General features: G+C 35.5%; 15 protein-coding genes. 8 read left to right on the forward strand and 7 right to left on the reverse strand.

What is annotated here, in order from left to right:
• Positions 1 to 520: 520 nt before the first annotated feature.
• The 3 genes from MKY29_RS00990 to MKY29_RS01000 are packed head-to-tail and all read right to left on the reverse strand — an operon-like array spanning position 521 to position 4,212.
• Positions 521 to 1,615, reverse strand: a complete 1,095-nt coding sequence (locus tag MKY29_RS00990; RefSeq protein WP_340878734.1) for a Ger(x)C family spore germination protein — start codon at positions 1,613 to 1,615, stop codon at positions 521 to 523.
• Positions 1,590 to 2,732 carry a GerAB/ArcD/ProY family transporter gene (locus MKY29_RS00995; RefSeq protein WP_241600667.1) on the reverse strand — a complete coding sequence of 381 codons (1,143 nt, stop codon included), beginning with the start codon at positions 2,730 to 2,732 and terminating at the stop codon, positions 1,590 to 1,592. The genes MKY29_RS00990 and MKY29_RS00995 overlap by 26 nt, the downstream gene beginning before the upstream one ends.
• A gap of 4 nt (positions 2,733 to 2,736) precedes the next feature.
• Positions 2,737 to 4,212, reverse strand: coding sequence for a spore germination protein (locus MKY29_RS01000; RefSeq protein WP_241600668.1), 1,476 nt, complete (start codon positions 4,210 to 4,212; stop codon positions 2,737 to 2,739).
• Positions 4,213 to 4,366: 154 nt separating this feature from the next.
• Between MKY29_RS01000 and MKY29_RS01005 the strand changes: the two genes are divergently transcribed.
• A complete protein-coding gene (locus tag MKY29_RS01005) occupies positions 4,367 to 4,570 on the forward strand; it encodes a hypothetical protein (protein ID WP_241600669.1) in 204 nt (67 codons plus the stop codon).
• Positions 4,571 to 5,038: 468 nt separating this feature from the next.
• On the opposite strand, the gene MKY29_RS01010 is transcribed toward MKY29_RS01005, so the two are convergent.
• A complete protein-coding gene (locus MKY29_RS01010; RefSeq protein ID WP_340878735.1) occupies positions 5,039 to 6,262 on the reverse strand; it encodes an IS110 family transposase in 1,224 nt (407 codons plus the stop codon).
• 827 nt (positions 6,263 to 7,089) lie between these two features.
• Between MKY29_RS01010 and ltrA the strand changes: the two genes are divergently transcribed.
• The 3 genes from ltrA to MKY29_RS01025 all read left to right on the forward strand — a co-directional run bounded on the left by ltrA (position 7,090) and on the right by MKY29_RS01025 (position 9,793).
• Positions 7,090 to 8,418 (forward strand): group II intron reverse transcriptase/maturase, encoded by a 1,329-nt coding sequence (gene ltrA, locus MKY29_RS01015; RefSeq protein WP_340878736.1) that lies wholly within the window; start codon positions 7,090 to 7,092, stop codon positions 8,416 to 8,418.
• A gap of 147 nt (positions 8,419 to 8,565) precedes the next feature.
• Positions 8,566 to 9,192 carry an immunity protein Imm33 domain-containing protein gene (locus MKY29_RS01020; RefSeq protein ID WP_241600495.1) on the forward strand — a complete coding sequence of 209 codons (627 nt, stop codon included), beginning with the start codon at positions 8,566 to 8,568 and terminating at the stop codon, positions 9,190 to 9,192.
• A 124-nt stretch (positions 9,193 to 9,316) separates the two neighbouring features.
• Complete coding sequence (locus MKY29_RS01025; RefSeq protein WP_241600497.1) at positions 9,317 to 9,793, forward strand: hypothetical protein; 477 nt, start codon at positions 9,317 to 9,319, stop codon at positions 9,791 to 9,793.
• Positions 9,794 to 10,061: 268 nt separating this feature from the next.
• Here the strand turns inward: MKY29_RS01025 and MKY29_RS01030 are convergent, their stop codons facing one another.
• On the reverse strand, positions 10,062 to 10,820 hold the full coding sequence (locus MKY29_RS01030) for an SDR family oxidoreductase (RefSeq protein ID WP_093495350.1): 759 nt from the start codon (positions 10,818 to 10,820) through the stop codon (positions 10,062 to 10,064).
• A 144-nt stretch (positions 10,821 to 10,964) separates the two neighbouring features.
• Here MKY29_RS01030 and MKY29_RS01035 point away from each other — a divergent pair, with 144 nt between their 5' ends.
• Both MKY29_RS01035 and MKY29_RS01040 read left to right on the forward strand, forming a co-directional pair.
• Positions 10,965 to 11,543: a TetR/AcrR family transcriptional regulator gene (locus MKY29_RS01035; protein ID WP_090570025.1), complete on the forward strand. Its 579-nt coding sequence runs from the start codon at positions 10,965 to 10,967 to the stop codon at positions 11,541 to 11,543.
• 397 nt (positions 11,544 to 11,940) lie between these two features.
• Complete coding sequence (locus MKY29_RS01040) at positions 11,941 to 13,914, forward strand: methyl-accepting chemotaxis protein (protein WP_340878737.1); 1,974 nt, start codon at positions 11,941 to 11,943, stop codon at positions 13,912 to 13,914.
• A gap of 126 nt (positions 13,915 to 14,040) precedes the next feature.
• Here the strand turns inward: MKY29_RS01040 and MKY29_RS01045 are convergent, their stop codons facing one another.
• Together MKY29_RS01045 and MKY29_RS01050 are read right to left on the reverse strand one after the other, a co-directional pair.
• Positions 14,041 to 14,445 (reverse strand): RDD family protein, encoded by a 405-nt coding sequence (locus tag MKY29_RS01045; protein ID WP_269922782.1) that lies wholly within the window; start codon positions 14,443 to 14,445, stop codon positions 14,041 to 14,043.
• Between the two features lie 22 nt (positions 14,446 to 14,467).
• Entirely contained in the window at positions 14,468 to 16,165 is a 1,698-nt protein-coding gene (locus tag MKY29_RS01050; RefSeq protein ID WP_241600502.1) for a M3 family oligoendopeptidase, read from the reverse strand.
• Positions 16,166 to 16,324: 159 nt separating this feature from the next.
• Here MKY29_RS01050 and MKY29_RS01055 point away from each other — a divergent pair, with 159 nt between their 5' ends.
• On the forward strand, positions 16,325 to 17,080 hold the full coding sequence (locus MKY29_RS01055) for a DUF2087 domain-containing protein (RefSeq protein ID WP_241600504.1): 756 nt from the start codon (positions 16,325 to 16,327) through the stop codon (positions 17,078 to 17,080).
• Positions 17,081 to 17,101: 21 nt separating this feature from the next.
• Positions 17,102 to 17,449 (forward strand): GIY-YIG nuclease family protein, encoded by a 348-nt coding sequence (locus MKY29_RS01060; protein WP_241600506.1) that lies wholly within the window; start codon positions 17,102 to 17,104, stop codon positions 17,447 to 17,449.
• Positions 17,450 to 17,478: the final 29 nt, after the last annotated feature.

Here is a 17,478-nt window from a genome sequence, read left to right on the forward strand (position 1 = left end):
ACCTCATTATGAAAGTTTGGAAGAGAAATTTTGCAATCTTTCTGAAAAAGCAATAGTGAATATAGAAATCTTGGCGAGGAATTAAGTGAGCGACTAAGTAATTATGCCACTGTAACTTATACGGAAATAATCGAGATAGTGAAACAATAACTTGGTGTTTGTCAAGATAGTTGTCACATATTGCTCTTTTCCTAGATTATAAATTGTTCTTCTTTCCTACTGCGCTTCGCTTGCTCGACAGGACATCTAGCAGCTATGATGTATACATAGGTATTTGACGTGACTTATTTGATCGTCATTTCTTGTAACTCTGCCGAATTTAAAATACGTGCAGTAAAAGGGAATCTTATTGTTGAAGGTCCTTCTCAAATCTTTACCGAGAATGATTTTTCATTTATAGTATTTTCTATTTGGTTTTAAGGTGGGATTTAAATCGCTTTTTTATTCTCTAATAAGCAATCTGTAGTTTTTTAAAAAGACTGAACCACTCAAGTGAGTGCGCTTTTTTCTTTTATTATAATTAACTTTTTGCGTTTGAATCCGTCAAAGGCTCAATATTAAGCTGATAATCAATCTTAATATCCATCTTCATGAATAGTTCAATCCATTTTTTTTCATCCATTGATTTTGAAAATGGTTTTAATGTATGAATGCCTAGCTGTAATGGATCTACAGTCAATTCTTGCATCTTTTTTACTAGTTCTTGTGTTTGTTTTTCAAGATTGGATTGGATTTCTTTTTTCAAGTCTTCTAAATCCTTTGGTTCAAATATTTGCTTTTCTCCCCGGTATTCTTCAATTCTTGAGTCTATATTCACGGTATAGGTCATTGTAGACAAGCTTTTATTAATATCCACTTTCGTTTTAGATCTAACATGACCTAGAACAACTTTTAATTCTGGGATCGGCAAAACAGATAAGTAGTGACCGTTGTTTAACAGCTGGAAGATGCGATCATCAAAATTTGTTATTATTTCAACTAGCTTATCATTTTGAAACAGGGCTGTACCTTCATAGCTGATTGCGTCACTTTCTATTTTGAATACAGGTAAGAAAGGATCTGAATAAGGAGTATATAACAAATTTTTAAATTCATGTAGATTAACAATACTAATATCGCCCTGATTTTTTTCCTCATAATGCTTCAGCATTCGGTAAAAGGAGTAATCAAGATTTTCTTGTTTCTCCAATTGATTTTCCAAGTATTTTTCAAAATTTCCTTTTACAATAACTAAATAAATTCTCAAAGAAATATCCGGATCATTTAATAACACATTAATAACGGACATAATCCCCTCTTTTCCGAGGTCTTCATTAATTATCAGCATTCGCATTTGCCCAGATTTCATTTCCTGGTAGAAGTTTAAATTAAAATCCATTAATCCCTCCTTCATTAAGCTTACTTCTTGCGTCATTACACTCTTTTTTTCTTTGCTTAGAGGAGGCAATATCGTACTGATTTTTATTTTACCTTCTTCCCCTTTACTAAGTGATAAAAATGTGACTGGAGCAAGCTCTTCAATAATGTTGTTTTCAGCAAAAGGGGCACATCCAGTTAACCATAATGCAATAAATATAATTGAAAAACTTTTAGCCATTTTCTTTCGTAGTCGCATGTTTATTAACCCCCTTTATCTTCATCGCTACGATAATAATAATTGGAACCATTAAATAACTTAAGCTTCCTGCTAAAATCTGAAGATTAAGTAAAATAACCTGCTTTTCATCAGCCTTCCAAATCCATTCATTCACAAGAATCATTCCAATTAAAATAATGAATACACTGAATAAAAAGCCTACTCGACTTGATGGTTTATCCACTTTCCCATTAGCTATTTTAGATGCTCCATAAAACAACAGAAGAAAAATTGAACCTGCAAAAACGATGTTAAATAATTCCAAAGAAAGCATGACCATATCAATACGTTCAATTACTGGGTTTTGAAAATAACGGGCCATAGTGACAATTGGAAATGGACTTTTGCTTAAATAATTGGAACCGAAATAGAATAAGGACGCCATATATAAGGATACATACTCTGTAACGGTTAGAGCATTCCCATAAGACAAATAACGAAATGTTTTATTATTTGTTTTAAACCACGGGCCCAAAAATACCAGAAATTCAGGCCCTGAAAATGAAGATAATATTAATAATATTCCTTTCCAGGAATCCTCACTTAATTCCATTGGAATAATCGGATACAAATCACTGAGTTGAGCTATTGGAGGAAAGAAGAAATAGGCAAAGAATAAGAACATCCAAAATGTACACAAAAATGAAATTACAACAAAACGTATAGTTTTTTCAACACCCTTCCATGCTACATACAAACAAGACAACAGTATAAAAAAGATAAGCCAATTTGAATCTGTAGCTGGAAACATAAATATTTGTATCATTTCCGAGAATCCTAACATAATCACGAAAAGTTTTAGCAGGATAAAGAATAAACCGATGAATGAGAGGAGACGTACAAGTTTTTTCCCGAATAATTGGACAAATCCGTTGTAACCCTCGCTAGAAAACCGGGTTAAAAACCATTTGGATAAAAGAAGAATGTTTAGTTGAGACAATATGCCGACCACTATAATCACCCAAATCATATATGGATGGATTAAAAATCTTGGCATAATCAAAAAAAAGTAAAGCATTTGGAGGCGATTTACCATCAACATGACATAGAACCCGTTATAGGTTTCATTCTTATTAAATAATTGAAGAGCTTCCATCAGTTCATCTCCTAGTTTGATATCTCTTCTTCTTCAGTGGTTTAAGATGTGCTGGACGCTCTTTCATTTTGACTAAAGGACCTCGAATGAATAGGTCTAGCCAATCTTTTCCATAGAAAGGGGTAACAGGGGATAAATATGGCTGCTTGAGTGAAGACAAGCCATTAAGGTGTGCTAAAATGATAATCATTGCCAGAACAATCCCTACTATCCCAAGAAACGAAGAAAATACAAGAAGAATGAGTTGAATCATTGAATTCGCCTTTGTCACAAGGTAATTAGGAACAAGAAAGGATCCGATAGTTGAAATCCCTACCATAACAATTAACACCTTACTTGCCAAACCAGCCTCAACTGCTGCTTGACCAATTACAATGCCCCCAATAACCCCAAGCGTTTGACCAGTCTTTGTTGGCATCCTTAAACTTGCTTCTTTTATAATTTCAATAAAAATCAACATGATAAACGCTTCCCAAAAAGGTGTGAACGGAAGCTTGCTCCTTGACTCCACCAAGACGAAAAGTGTTTGTAAAGGAATCATTTGATAGTGATGAGTTGTTAGTGCCACATAGAATGGGATCAATGTGATAGATAGAATAAAACTTACATATCGCATGGTGCGCAAAAAACTGGCAACTACCCATCGATTAATATAATCCTCTGGTGATTGGAACAAATGAAAAATAGTAATTGGGGCAACTAGAGCAAAAGGTGTATTATCTACCAAAATCGTAATTTTTCCTAACCCCAGAGAATAAGCAACAACATCAGGTCGGTCAGTTTGCTGAAACTGAGGAAAAATACTGTCTGGATTTTCCTCCATGAATGCAGCTACTTGAGAAGATTCAAAGAAGAGATCATAATTAATTTCCGAAATCTTCTTTTTGGCGGTTGAAACAAATTCTGGATTGGTCAGCCCTTCTATGTACAATAAGACCACATTTGTCTCACTTAAAGAACCAACGGTGAACTTCTCTGTTTTCAGTTCATGTGTTGGAAGACGTCTACGAATGAGCGTAATATTTTGTTCTAGCTGTTCACTAAAGCTGTCTTTTGCTCCTAAAAGGATGGTTTCAGTATCGGATGGTTCAATTGCACGTCCAAGTGGATTTTCTAAAGGGATAGCGAACCAAAGGTTTGACGAAGAGTCAAATAACAAGACAGATCCTTTAAACAGCTGCTTTTTTGCCTCATTAAAAGTGGAAATGGAATTTATTGTTGAGTGAACAATGCATTCCTGAATGGATTGTTTGGAACAGTTAGATAAAGGTTTTAGAATGCTTTCATTTAATCTTTCTTGGTCAATCAGAGTTCTTACGTAGATAAGATCAACATTTTGATTTTCAGAAATGTTGATTTCCACAAATTCCGCATCATCCATTTGAACGAGGGCTTTTTTTAGAGTCTCTATTGATATTTCTGATTCTGCGTTTGATTGAGAAACAGGCTTATTTTCATTTGATTGTTTTTTCCAAAACATGTACATTCCTCACTTCTATATGTAAAAAAGCATTTTTGGAAGAACGGTAAAATTCCATATTAATTCCATTGTTAGCTTTTTAAGTTTAAAATATACGAAACTAAATTAATAAGATGCAGAGGCACACCCTTACCTTCTTAACAGGAGGGATTATATGTTAAAAAGGATATTGATTATTAATGGGATACTTATAGTGGGAATAGCATCATTTAGCCTGTTGAATAAGGATGAACCAGAACCTTTATCTACTAAAGAACGAGAATTACAATTTTCTACATTGAATACGGTAACTGAAAAAAATTATGATAAATATGGGAATTTGGAATTTACAGTAAGTTCGAACTCGGAAATAGAATGAAGGTAAAAGTTAAAGAGAATAAAGAATATTTTAATTCAGTAAAAAAGGATATTGATTCCATTGCAAAAAATGTAATTAAATCCATTGTTGACATAGATATAAACACGTATTCGGAAATATAAATACTGAGTATCAAAAATCCATTACCATTCAAACTTCAATATAAGGTTCAGATAAAGATGCACATAGTTAGCAATGGAAATTGAAGAGACAGTGAATGAAATCCTACATTCTAAGGAACTAAATTCTGTATCTAATATTGACTCTTATGAAATTAAAGTATTGAATGCCAAAAGGAAATTAGTAAATTAGTCAATATATTGGCTAAACAATATTGGCACCCCTTGTTCAACTCCCATGAAAATTAAAATCTTCGATTTATAGAAAAAGGCAATACGAAATCGGACGCAGCTCAATAATTTTTTAAAAAAGTGCAGCGCCTAAATGAGAATTAAATTATGGGTTGGACTAGGAGGCATTTGGTTCAGTGATTGTAACGTTGTAACCTAAGTTTTCAAGTCTTCGAACAGAATATCGTACAATCGATTGTTCTTTTTGTTTGTCAAAGTAATCTTCCCCTAAGTCTAGGTACATTTCTTTGCGTGTTAGGAGATAATAGCTGATTCTTAAAATGGCATGAGCGACTGATATCCCTGCACGCTTTTTACCCTTTCTTGATGCAGTACGCCTATACAGGGCTCCCAAGTAGGTTTTGGATCCTCTAACAGAATGAGCTGCTTCAATTAATGCCGATTTCAAGTACTTGTTTCCTTTTTTCATGTTGGTTGATTTCCTCTTGCCCGCACTTTCATTATGCCCAGGTACTAATCCTGCCCAGGAACATAAGTGCGCCGAACTGGGAAATTGCTTCTCCACATCTGTACCGACTTCGGCTAAGATTTGTTCGGCCATTCGAGTGGCGATGCCAGGAATGGAATCCAATCGTTCTATATCTTCTTGATGGGAGGATAACCTAGTAGCAACCTCTTCGTTTAATAGCTCAATCTGCTCAGTTAGAAATTCTATATGGACCAGAATGGTTTTTAACATGAGACGTTGATGTGGATTGATATACCCTCGAAGAGCTAGCTCCAGTTCACTCTTTTTCTTCTTCATTGATCGGCGGGCAAAGCTAGCTAATTTCTCAGGATCATTTTCGCCATCGGCGATAGCACGGAGCATATCAAGAGACGAAACACCCATGATGTCGGAGACAACGGAACCGAGTTTGATATTCGCTCCTTCTAAAACCTTTTGAATCCGATTATGTTGTCTCGCACGCTCTTCAATAATACTTCGACGGTATCGAACTAACTCTCTTAATTCCCGCTGATTTCGGTCTGGAATAAAACTTGCTTTAAGTAGACCGTGACGAAGAAGTTTGGCAATCCATTCTGCATCTTTTACATCGGTCTTACGACCTGGTACTGCTTTCATATGTTGAGCGTTCACTACTAAAAACTCAATGCTCTCGGCTTCTAGCAAGTTAACAATAGGCTTCCAAAATACACCTGTACTTTCCATTGCTACGTGAGTACAATCATGCTCCTTAATCCAGTCAATTAACTGTAATAGAAATACAGTTTTAGTGGAAAACGTTTGAATCTCCTTTCCTTTTGGGGTAATAATACAAGCAGTAATGGAATCCTTATGGACATCCATTCCACAAGCACGTTCAATGATTACTTCCATTGTAATCATCCTTTCTACGGCACGGCAAATAGTATTGGAGGCTGGTGCAATAACCAGAGTAGGATTAATCTCCCATGAGTGCTACTCGTATAGAGTGCGACAGTCTGTGATGCACCGTGGTCGTTGGAGTCAGACTAACGGATGGGCTCTATGGCACCATAGTTCATCGACCTTCTTCGCCAGCCGTAGTATCCTATACCCGATTTTCACATTTTCATTCTCTGTGGTGAAGCGCTGATTTTGCGCTTCATGGATGGCTAACGGGTGCTTTACTTCAAGAAGGGGTAAAGCCTTTTTTCTTATTGAACTAACGCAGCAGGTGTGCGGCCGAGCCTAGGTCGTATCATATAGCGGGTGGGATTCCCGTCGAGAAAGAACTAGCCATTCACTCGTAGCGAGTCTTGGAGGGCTAATGGTAACAGTAGCCTTTAAGCGTAGACAGTTAGGTGGCGGGCCGAAAGCCAAATGGTTGAAGGGATTGAGCCCCATAATGTTAGTAAATCGAGAGGGTTGATGCCTTACCTGCGGCAGAAAACTACATTTTATTCTTCGGTAAAGGCAAGAAGGATAAAACCTCTCTGGGGTCAGAGACCTTGGCACGTCACACATGGATATGATACGGCAACTCGGGAGACCCTACCGGTCTCTTCTTAATTGAAGAGTATGGTGTACAAGTGATAATAAGCAAGGAAACCAAATGCCGTTTAGGGAGTCGGATAGCAGCGTAGTACCAATGAAGTTGGGTAATGCTGATGGAGGAAAGGCTGCTACCAAGTTATCACCCTTACTAGGGACACATTTACTACACGCGGAGGTAGGAATACTAAATGGAAACAAAACTATTAAGGATAGCAGAATTAGCAAAATCTGATCCGAAAATGAAATTTACATCTATTGTACATTTACTAAATAAGGAATCTCTAGTTCAATGTCATCTTGAATTACCTAATAAGAAGGCAACGGGGATTAATGGCACAACTAAAGAGCAATACAGTGAAACACTAGAGGAAAATATAGAGGATTTAGTAAGTAGGCTTAAAAGTAAAAGTTATCATCCTGTTCCCGTAAGGAGAATGTATATCCCTAAGCTAAACTCCAACAAGAAAAGACCATTGGTGATACCGGAACACGAAGATAAGATTGTACAGAAAGGCATTACCAAAATACTAAATGCCATCTATGAAAATGATTTTCTAGACTGCTCTTTTGGGTTTCGCCCAAATCGTAACTGCCACGATGCTTTGAAAATATTAAATCATTATATTGAAAAGAAATCAGTAAATTATATAGTAGATGTAGATATTAAAGGGTTCTTTGACAACGTTGACCACATATGGATGATGAAGTTCTTAAAACTGCGAATTGCTGACCCTAACTTACTAAGAATAATTGGTAGGTTTCTTAAAGGTGGATACATGGAGGAAGGAAAGAAATACAAGACAGATAAAGGCACACCGCAAGGTGGAGTCATATCTCCGGTCCTTGCCAATCTGTACCTCCATTATGTCCTGGACCTGTGGTTTGATAAGGAAGTTAGAAAACAGTGTAAAGGAGAAGCATACATAGTTCGTTATGCAGATGATTTTGTTTGTTGCTTCCAATATAAGAGCGAAGCTCAGGAGTTCTTTCAATCATTGAAGCTGAGATTACAGAAGTTTAATTTAGAAATAGCGGAGGATAAAACCAAAATAATTCCCTTCGGGAGATTTGCGGAGAAAGATGCAAAACTAAAGGGAAATGGAAAACCTGACACCTTTGATTTCCTAGGTTTTACACACTATTGTGGAAAGAGTAAATCTGGATACTTTCGTGTGAAACGGAAATCAAGCAGGAAAAAGCTACAAGGTAAACTAAAGGAATCGAAGGAATGGATAAAGAATAACCGAAATACTGATATTCATATGATTATGGATAGATTTAAACGCTCTCTTATAGGTTATTACAACTACTATTGCATCACGGATAACACTCCAAGTGTTCACCGCTTTAAAGACAAAATCCAATATTTACTGTTTAGATGGCTCAACAGAAGAAGTCAAAGAAAATCCTTTACCTGGGATAAATTCAATCTCTTTCTTCATAAATATCCGTTACTTTCACCAAGAATTAAGGTGAATATATACAACTTAAGAAAAGAGATTAGCTACATTTTGTGAATGGTGACTAGGAAGAGCCGTGTGCGTAAATAGCGCAAGCACGGTTCTGTGAGGGGGGAGGAACACAATCTACCGTGAGGTAGAGAGGTTCTCTTCTACTCGACTAGTTGAACAAGTTAGCGTGCAAAAGTTCAAGGAGGAATAAAAATGTCTTGGTATTTAGATAATGTTTTTGAAAGAAATAAAGAATTTCCTTATACTTTTTATGTTCCAAGCAAACAAGTAATAGATATGTTAAATATAGGGGATATTGTTAAGTTAAGATTTGTAGAAAAAGAGAACGATGGAGATGCAGGCGAGAGAATGTGGGTTGAAATTACCTGTATCGAAGGGAATAATCTCAAGGGGACACTTACGAATGAACCATTAAATATAAAAAATTTAAAATATGGTCAAGAAATCACGTTTCAAACAGAACATATCTGTGACACCGAATATGATGACCCTACTTCTTCTGAATGGGATTACTATTTTGACGCCAAGATAATAGTTAGCAATGATGTTCTTAAAAGAAAAGAATTTAACTTTATGCTAAGAGAGAATCCAAAAGATGAACAAGACTCTGGGTGGTCTGTATTAAGTGGTTATGAAGATGATGAATTTCTAAATAATCCTGATAACCTACAATATATTTCCATAGGAGTAATTTTAAATATAGATGATTCTATTTTAACTTTTATTGAAGAACCACCTTTGTGTGCATATGAGAGAAATGACAATTATTTGTTTTACAAAATAGATGATTATGATTGGGATACTTATCTTAATGAATAAGTAGTGATACACTTTCTTATTAAGCTAACGGTGTGCTTTACTTCAAGAAGGAGTAAAGCTTTTTCTTATTGTACTAACTCCGAAGGTTAGTTCAATAAGAAGAGAGAAATAAGAGGAGTAAGTGATGGAAACTAAAATGTTGTATTATAAAATATTCGAAAAAAAAGTAGAACCTGTTGATTATGTTAATTGGGCTATCAAAATGTTAGAAAATAGTAATACATCTACATCCCTAAATATACTTTCTTCCCTAAGTGAAACTCTAAATATTTTTGAGGTAGAAGATTATTTTCATAGGGCAGTAAGAGAATTAGGTATGGAAGAACCTTCACAGGTTGAGTGTTCTAAGTATTACTTCTGGTATTTGCTAAAACAAATAATAGATAATGAATCTAATGCAATTAACTATGCATATGAAATTTATCAGGTAGTTCGTGAAGAATTTGTTAGCGAAGAATTAAATGTATGGTATGAGATTAGCGAAATGATTGACGACTATCGATATGGTGATAATGTAGAGGAAATTACAAGGGAATCTCTAATTACAAACATCATAAAAGAAGCGAAAAAACAATTAAATTGTAACTCAACGTACCCGTAGGGGCGGTGATGGTTCATCTCTCACCCCGCGGAGGCCAACAGGATGTTGGTGACGAAGGCGTTGCCACACGAGGTGGCGCTTTTAGCCTTTGTACCCCACCTGAACCGGAAATCAGTAGTGTTATTCGAAAGTTCTGTAAACCTAGTAATCATGCCGCATTTTTATATACTTTCTTATCTGTTAAGAAAAATCAGTCACCGATTGAATATCGGTAACTGGTTTATTTAAGTTCATATTTATATAATTCTGTCTTGCTTTTTAAGAAGTATTAGTAAGCAGTCCAACCAGCATCAGCAGCAATAATTTGTCCATTAACAAAACTTGACTCGTCGGAACCTAAGAATACTGCAAGTTGTGCAATTTCTTCAGGTTGACCAACACGTGGCATTGTCCCGCTACCAGTTTGCTGGCGACCCATACCAAATTCAGAAAGGCTAGTCATAGAAGCTTGAATATTTGTCATTACGCCACCTGGAGCAATTCCGTTACAACGAATTCCTGAGTTTGCATACATATAAGCTGTATTTTTAGTTAAACCTGTAACTGCATGTTTAGAAGCGGTGTACGCTGCACCAGCACGAGCTCCACGTAAACCACCTGCAGAGATGTTATTAACGAAAACTCCGTGGCCTTGTTCTAAGAAGATATTAGTTGCGATACGCATTGCACGCATAACACCAGTAGTATTTACTGCGAATAAACGATCCCATTTTTCATCTGAAATTTCACCAACAGGCTCCATTCCATCCATAATACCTGCATTGTTTACTAAAATATCTAATTTACCGAATGCTGTTTTTGTTTCAGCGAATAAGTTTTCTAAGTCAGCAAGTTCTGCTACGTTTGTGCGGTTAGCAATTGCCTCGCCACCTGATGCTTTAATAGCTGCTACTACAGTTTCTGCACCTTCCAAATTGTAGTCGGAAACAACGACCTTTGCACCTTGTTTTGCATAAGCTTCAGCGATTGCTTTTCCCATCCCAGAAGCTGCGCCTGTAACGATAGCTACTTTGTCTTGTAATCTCATTATTATTTCCTCCTCATATGTTATTATACAGTTGTACAATAACAGTATAATTTAAAATGGAAACGCATTCAATCAACAGTTTTCACAATAGTTGTACAATATTAAACATGTTTTGATGTATGTGTTCGATAAGGGGAGATATTATTGAGAGCAAAAGATTTAAGAGTCGTGAAGACAAAGAAAGCTATCTATCAGGCTTTAACTCATTTACTGAAAGATAAACGTCTTACGGATATCAAAGTGTCAGAGTTGTGTAGAGAAGCTAGTATAAATAGAGGGACTTTTTACTTTCACTATGAAGAAGTTGGCGATGTTTTTAAGGAATTTTTTGAAGAGGTAATCGTGGATTTAGAAGAATCCTATAAAGAACCATACAAATATATTTCTGCACTCCAATTAAAAACTTCAGCTTTTAAAAATTTAGATCCAAAAACAGTTCGTATTTTTCATCATGTCAAAAAGTATGAAGATTTTTATCGAATCATTTTATCAGATAATGTATCGACAACATACTATTATATGTTTTTTGATGCGATTCGTTCAAACTTCATGGAGGATAGTAAAATAGGGAAATATGATGAATCTAAAAAATTCGTATATTCCTTTATGACAAATGCAATCATAGGATTAATTATTGAATGGTATAGAAATGACTTTGAAGAATCGGTAGATGTTATGAATCTACATCTAGTTGAAACTTTAAATGTTACTACGGGAAGATGAAGATAATATTTAGAAAAAAGAACAAGAAATCTAGGCGTTCTTGTTCTTAATACCTCTACTAGTTCTTGCAAACGTGTTCTAATTAATACCCGTTTCCTCGAGCACTTGATTAGCTCCTGCTAATGCAATTCCTTTCATTCCCTCACATGAACAATCAAAATTTTGAAGAATCATCATTAGGTCTATTTTCACCAATAATACTATTGCTAATGGTTAAAGTTTTATTTACTACAGCTTTTAATGAAAAATAATAATAACATTATTATTATTTCAAGTATTGTACACAAAGTTGTCAAACTATCTTGCCTTAATAAGTAGTAAAGTAATACCTAGTGTACATTTTCTTATTTAATAATAGGATATTGTGCTTATTAAAGTGAATTGAGAGGCAAGCTATATGAAAAAAATCTTCCAAGCGTTCAGAAATTTAAAAGTAAAACTGTTTGTTTCTTTTTTGTTAGTTTTAATGATTCCAGGAATTTTTATAGGATATCTTTCTTATTCCACCGCAAAAGAATCAGTTGTAAATGAAATATTAGATGGAATAGAGGAAAACTTAAATTTATTAAATATCTCTATTAACAATATGATTCAATCAAAATTACATGATGTAGATACTTTTTCCCAAAAAGTATCTAGCACTCAATATAATTTCGATAGCAACCCAGAGTTAAGCACACAATTTGGTCAATATATGCAGTTACATCCAGAAGTTGAACTTATTTATTTAGGTACTGAGACAGGACTATTTATCCAAGAGCCGAATACCAAAATGTCATCAGATTATGATCCTAAAAATAGAGATTGGTATAAAAACGCAATGACCCAAGAAGGAAAAGTTGTAATATCAGATCCTTATATTTCGGCAACTACAAATAACATGGTAGTAACTGTTTCAAAAACTACTCAAGATGGGTCGGGAGTAGTAGCCATTGATATAAAACTAACTTATATACAAGAACTTACGAATCAGGTACAGATTGGCGATAAAGGATACGCACTTCTATTAGATGCCAAGAAAAAGTTCATCTCACATCCTACAGCTGAAATAGGAAGTGAGGCAGGAAGTTTTTATAATAATATGTATAAACATGAAAAAGGAAATTTTGAATATGTATTAAACGACGACAATAAAGTAATGAGCTACGTAACTAATGAGATGACCGGATGGAAAATTGGTGGTAATGTAATTTATTCGGAGATCAATGAAGCTACTGCACCAATATTGCATAAAACTGGTTTAGTAATACTTCTGTCTATTATTATTGGGATAATAGCTGTTTACTTTATAATAAAATCTGTGATAAAACCAATTGTTAAGTTAAGAGAAAAAGCTTTAACGATTAGTCAAGGTGACTTAACTGAAAATATTATCGTAAATTCCAAGGATGAAATTGGACATTTAGGCGATGCTTTCAACACAATGCTGGAAAGTCTTCGGTCACTCATTGATAAAGTTGAACAAACCGCTGAAATAGTGGCTTCTTCTTCTGAGGAATTGTCGGCAAATGCGCAACAAACTAGTGACACCACAGAGATGGTATCAACTTCCATCCAAGAAGTTTCTCAAAATGCAGAAAAACAAACGAATAGTGTTGACTCAAACGCTCAGTCCCTAGCTGAAATCACCATAGGTATCGATAGAATTGCAAATCATGCTTCAAAAGTTTCTGAACTCTCTTATGAAGCAATAACACAGGCGGAGATGGGTGGTCAGGCAATTACAAATACGGTCAATCAAATGAGTTCTATCCATACATCCGTAATTGAATCTAATACAAAGATCAACTCATTATCCGTCCGTTCACAAGAAGTACGTTCTATATTAAATGTTATTACCGAAATTGCTGACCAAACGAACCTTCTAGCTCTAAATGCAGCAATCGAAGCTGCAAGAGCTGGCGAATATGGAAAAGGATTTGCTGTTGTGGCAGATGAGGTTAGAAAGCTTGCCGAACAATCTCAACAATCAGCTAAAGATATCCATGAAATTATTTTAGGTATTCAGGAAGATACGGAGAGTTCTGTCCAAATCATGGCACGTGTGACAGAAGATGTTCAAGCAGGTGTTGAAGTATCCAATGATGCTATTAAAAAGTTCACTCTAATTATGCAAAGTATGAAAGAAATTACACCACAAATGGAAGACGTTTCTGCAACAGCACAACAGGTATCTGCATCTGTCCAGGAAACTTCTCATATCGCCAATGATATAGCTATCCTTGCACAAGGAAATGCAGCAACTTCAGAAGAAGTAGCAGCCTCTGCAGAGGAACAACTAGCTTCAATGGAAGAGATTTCAGCATCTGCTCAATCGCTTTCTTCCATGGCTCAGGAACTAAAAGATGTAATCTCGCAATTTAAATATTAATAAACAAAATAACATATCCGCTTCTTATTCCATTTTGGAGTAAGAAGCGGATATGTTTTTACTAATAATAAATTCTGCAACTCAATGTGAAAAAGAACAGCATCTGCTGAATGCTTGTTTTAAAATTCATTTTTGCCATGGAGGATGGAAAGTTACATAAGTACCCGCTATAAAATCATGAATTGCTCGTTTATCCTCGCGAATCCCCACCATAAATGCACTTACAATAACACCAATTCCTAAGGTTAAAATGTAAAAAATATTAGCAATTAACTGTCGTTTAATCATTGTCCAAAAACTGACATCGGTCTCATCTAAATTCACGATGCGGATACCAAGAATTTTCTTTCCTACAGTATATCCTACCCAAAATACAGGGAGTAATATGAAATATAAATACGTTCCTAAAGTAGTAAACCACGTATCACTTTCTCCAAGAATAAGGTAACTAATAATGGCAAGCGGCAGGCTCATAATAATGCCATCCAAAAGATTGGCACCAAGCCTAATCCAAAATCCAGCTGGATTCAATGCTTCAACTCCTTTCAACTAACTATAGTACAGAGTCATCCACACTATTTAAATATTCCTCAATCGAACCAATAACTGATTCTACACAACCATCCTCAAATGGTGAGATCAAATTAGCTTCACCTACTAGTTTAGTGAAAGATTTCGAGCCACCAAGCTGACAAAGATGTAAATAATCTTTCCAAGCAGCTTCGTGATCCTCTCTTGAGCGTTTCCAAAATTGAAATGCACAAATTTGAGCAAGTGTGTAGTCGATATAATAGAACGGACTAGCATAAATATGTCCTTGACGTTGCCAGAACCCGCCAGACTCATAATAACTATTTCCGTCATAATCGAGGTGAGGTAAATAAATCTCCTCAATTTTCTTCCAAGCAGCCTTGCGTTCAGTAGGAGTCATCTCCGGATTTTCATATACAACATGCTGGTATTCGTCAACTGCAACTCCATATGGGAGGAAGAGAAGTCCGCTACTTAAATGGGCAAACTTATATTTGTCGGTTTGATCCTTAAAGAATAACTCCATCCAAGGCCATGTAAAGAATTCCATACTCATCGAATGAATCTCACAGGACTCAAATGTTGGCCATACATATTCTGGGATCCCTATGTTGCGACTTGTGTACACTTGGAAAGCATGACCCGCTTCATGTGTTAGTACATCAATATCTCCGGAAGTTCCATTGAAATTAGAGAATATATAAGGAGATTCGTAATTATCGATAAATGTACAATAACCACCAGCCTCTTTCCCTTTTTTCGCAACTAAATCCATAAGATCGCGGTCAATCATAAATTGGAAGAATTCAGCGGTTTCAGGAGATAACTCCTCATACATTTTCTTTCCATTTTCCACAATCCATTCAGGAGAACCTTGTGGCGTAGCGTTCCCACTGAGGAAGTTAAAAGGTTCATCGTAATATTTCAGACTGTCTACCCCAATACGTTTTGCCTGGCGTTCATAAAGCTTAGTCGCAACAGGTACAATAAAATCACGCACCTGGTCACGGAACTTTTTAACCATTTCCGCATTGTAATCGATTCGGTTCATACGAATATAACCGAGCTCTACAAAGTTCTTGTATCCAAGTGTCGTAGCTATTTCATGACGTACTTTTACCAGTTGATCATAAAGGTCATCAAATTTCGCTTCATTTTCATGGAAAAATCCACTACTAGTTTCCTTAGCCTTCTTACGAGTATCACGATCCGTTGATTCTGCATACGGTCCTAGCTGTGCAAGTGTTAATGTCTCACCATTAAATTCTACCTGTGCAGAAGCAACGAGCTTTGAGTAGTCGGAAGAAAGCTTATTTTCTTTTTGCATAAGAGAAATGATTTCCGGAGAAAATGCCTTGATTTGATAATCCGCCAAGTCAAAAAGCTGATTGCCCCATTTCGCTTCCAGTTCATTTCGGAACGGTGATGCAACTAACTCCTTGTAATATTCCGTAACCATCTCTTCTATTTCTGGGTTGGTCTCATCAAAATAATCACGCTCTTTTTGATAGAATTCATCATTAGTATCGATAGATGCACGAATATAAACTAAATTTGCATGTGTAGAGTAATCATTGCGAAATGAATTGATATTCTCTATCGCAGTATTTTGTTCTTCAACTGTTGTGGCTTCCTTAAACTTTGTTAATAACTCTTGAAATGTAGCCTTATCTTGTTCTAAATTTGGACGTTTGTATTCGTAGTCCTTGAATGTGACCATTTAAATTCCCCTCTCTATCGTTTCGCTTTACGAAACGCCTTATTCATATTGTTTATTATTTTCAGATAAATTGCAACCACATTTTTACAGGTTGATAAAAAATAAACGTTATTATATAATGTTTGTAAATTAGTAAACAAAGAATGGTTGTGTTTGTATATGGAGTTATCGGAATTATTATGGAATGCATCTTCAGAACAGTTAAAGAAGGGTTATATCGAAAAGGAAGACATGTATGTGTGTCTTTTATGTGGAAATAAAGTAGAAAAAGGATTTATTTATCCAAAGAATAATATGTTATATGAAGCAGAAAAATTCATGAAATTCCATATTGAAGCGGAGCATGAATCTGTTTTTCATTATTTAATAGGATTAAACAAAAAGCTGACTGGGTTAACTGATCATCAAAATAGCTTATTACGTCTATTTTATGAGGGCAGAAGTGATGCAGAAGTACAGAAAGAATTGGATATTGGAAGCTCATCGACGATTCGTAATCATCGTTTTGTGCTAAAAGAAAAAGAGCGACAAGCAAAAGTATTTCTTGCAATGATGGAATTGTTAAAGGAAAAAGACGATCACGCTCCCGCATTTTTGCCTCTTCATAAAACAGCAACGATGGTGGACGATCGCTATAACATTACCCAAGAAGAACAGGAAGATGTAGAAGCGAAATTTTTTCCTAATGGAATTGATGGCCCTCTTATGAAATTCCCGAAGAAAGAAAAGCAAAAACTAGCAACTTTGAGGGTTCTTATACAAAGATTTGAAAAAGAAAAAACATACACAGAAAAAGAAATAAATCATGTCTTAAAGAAAGCATACGAAGACTACGTAACATTAAGACGTTACTTAATAGAATATGGGTTTTTAGATAGGAAAGATGATGGTAGCGAATATTGGGTAAAAAAATAAACTAAGAAGGATGGAATACAAATGGATCGTAAGAAAGAGCTAAAACAAGAATATAAAGAAATAAAGATAGAAGGAGGGATTTACGTCATCACAAATAAACAAAACGGTAAAAAATTTGTGTCATCAACACCTAATTTTAAGACATTGAACGGAACTAGATTTACGCTAGAAAGCGGGACACATACAAATAAAGAGCTACAAAAAGAATGGTTTGAATATGGCAAAGATAATTTCACCATTGAGCAAGTGGAAGTTTTAAAGAAATCAGAAAATCAATACACGGATGAAAAGAAAGAATTACAAAAGTTACTGGAGAAATGGTTGCAAAAGCTGCAGCCCTATGGGGAAGAGGGGTACCATTCGTGTTAACAAGCTAACGAAGACTGGATGGTTTAACC

The sequence above is a fragment of the Psychrobacillus sp. FSL K6-2365 genome (genome assembly GCF_038003165.1).
GTDB lineage: Bacteria > Bacillota > Bacilli > Bacillales_A > Planococcaceae > Psychrobacillus > Psychrobacillus psychrodurans.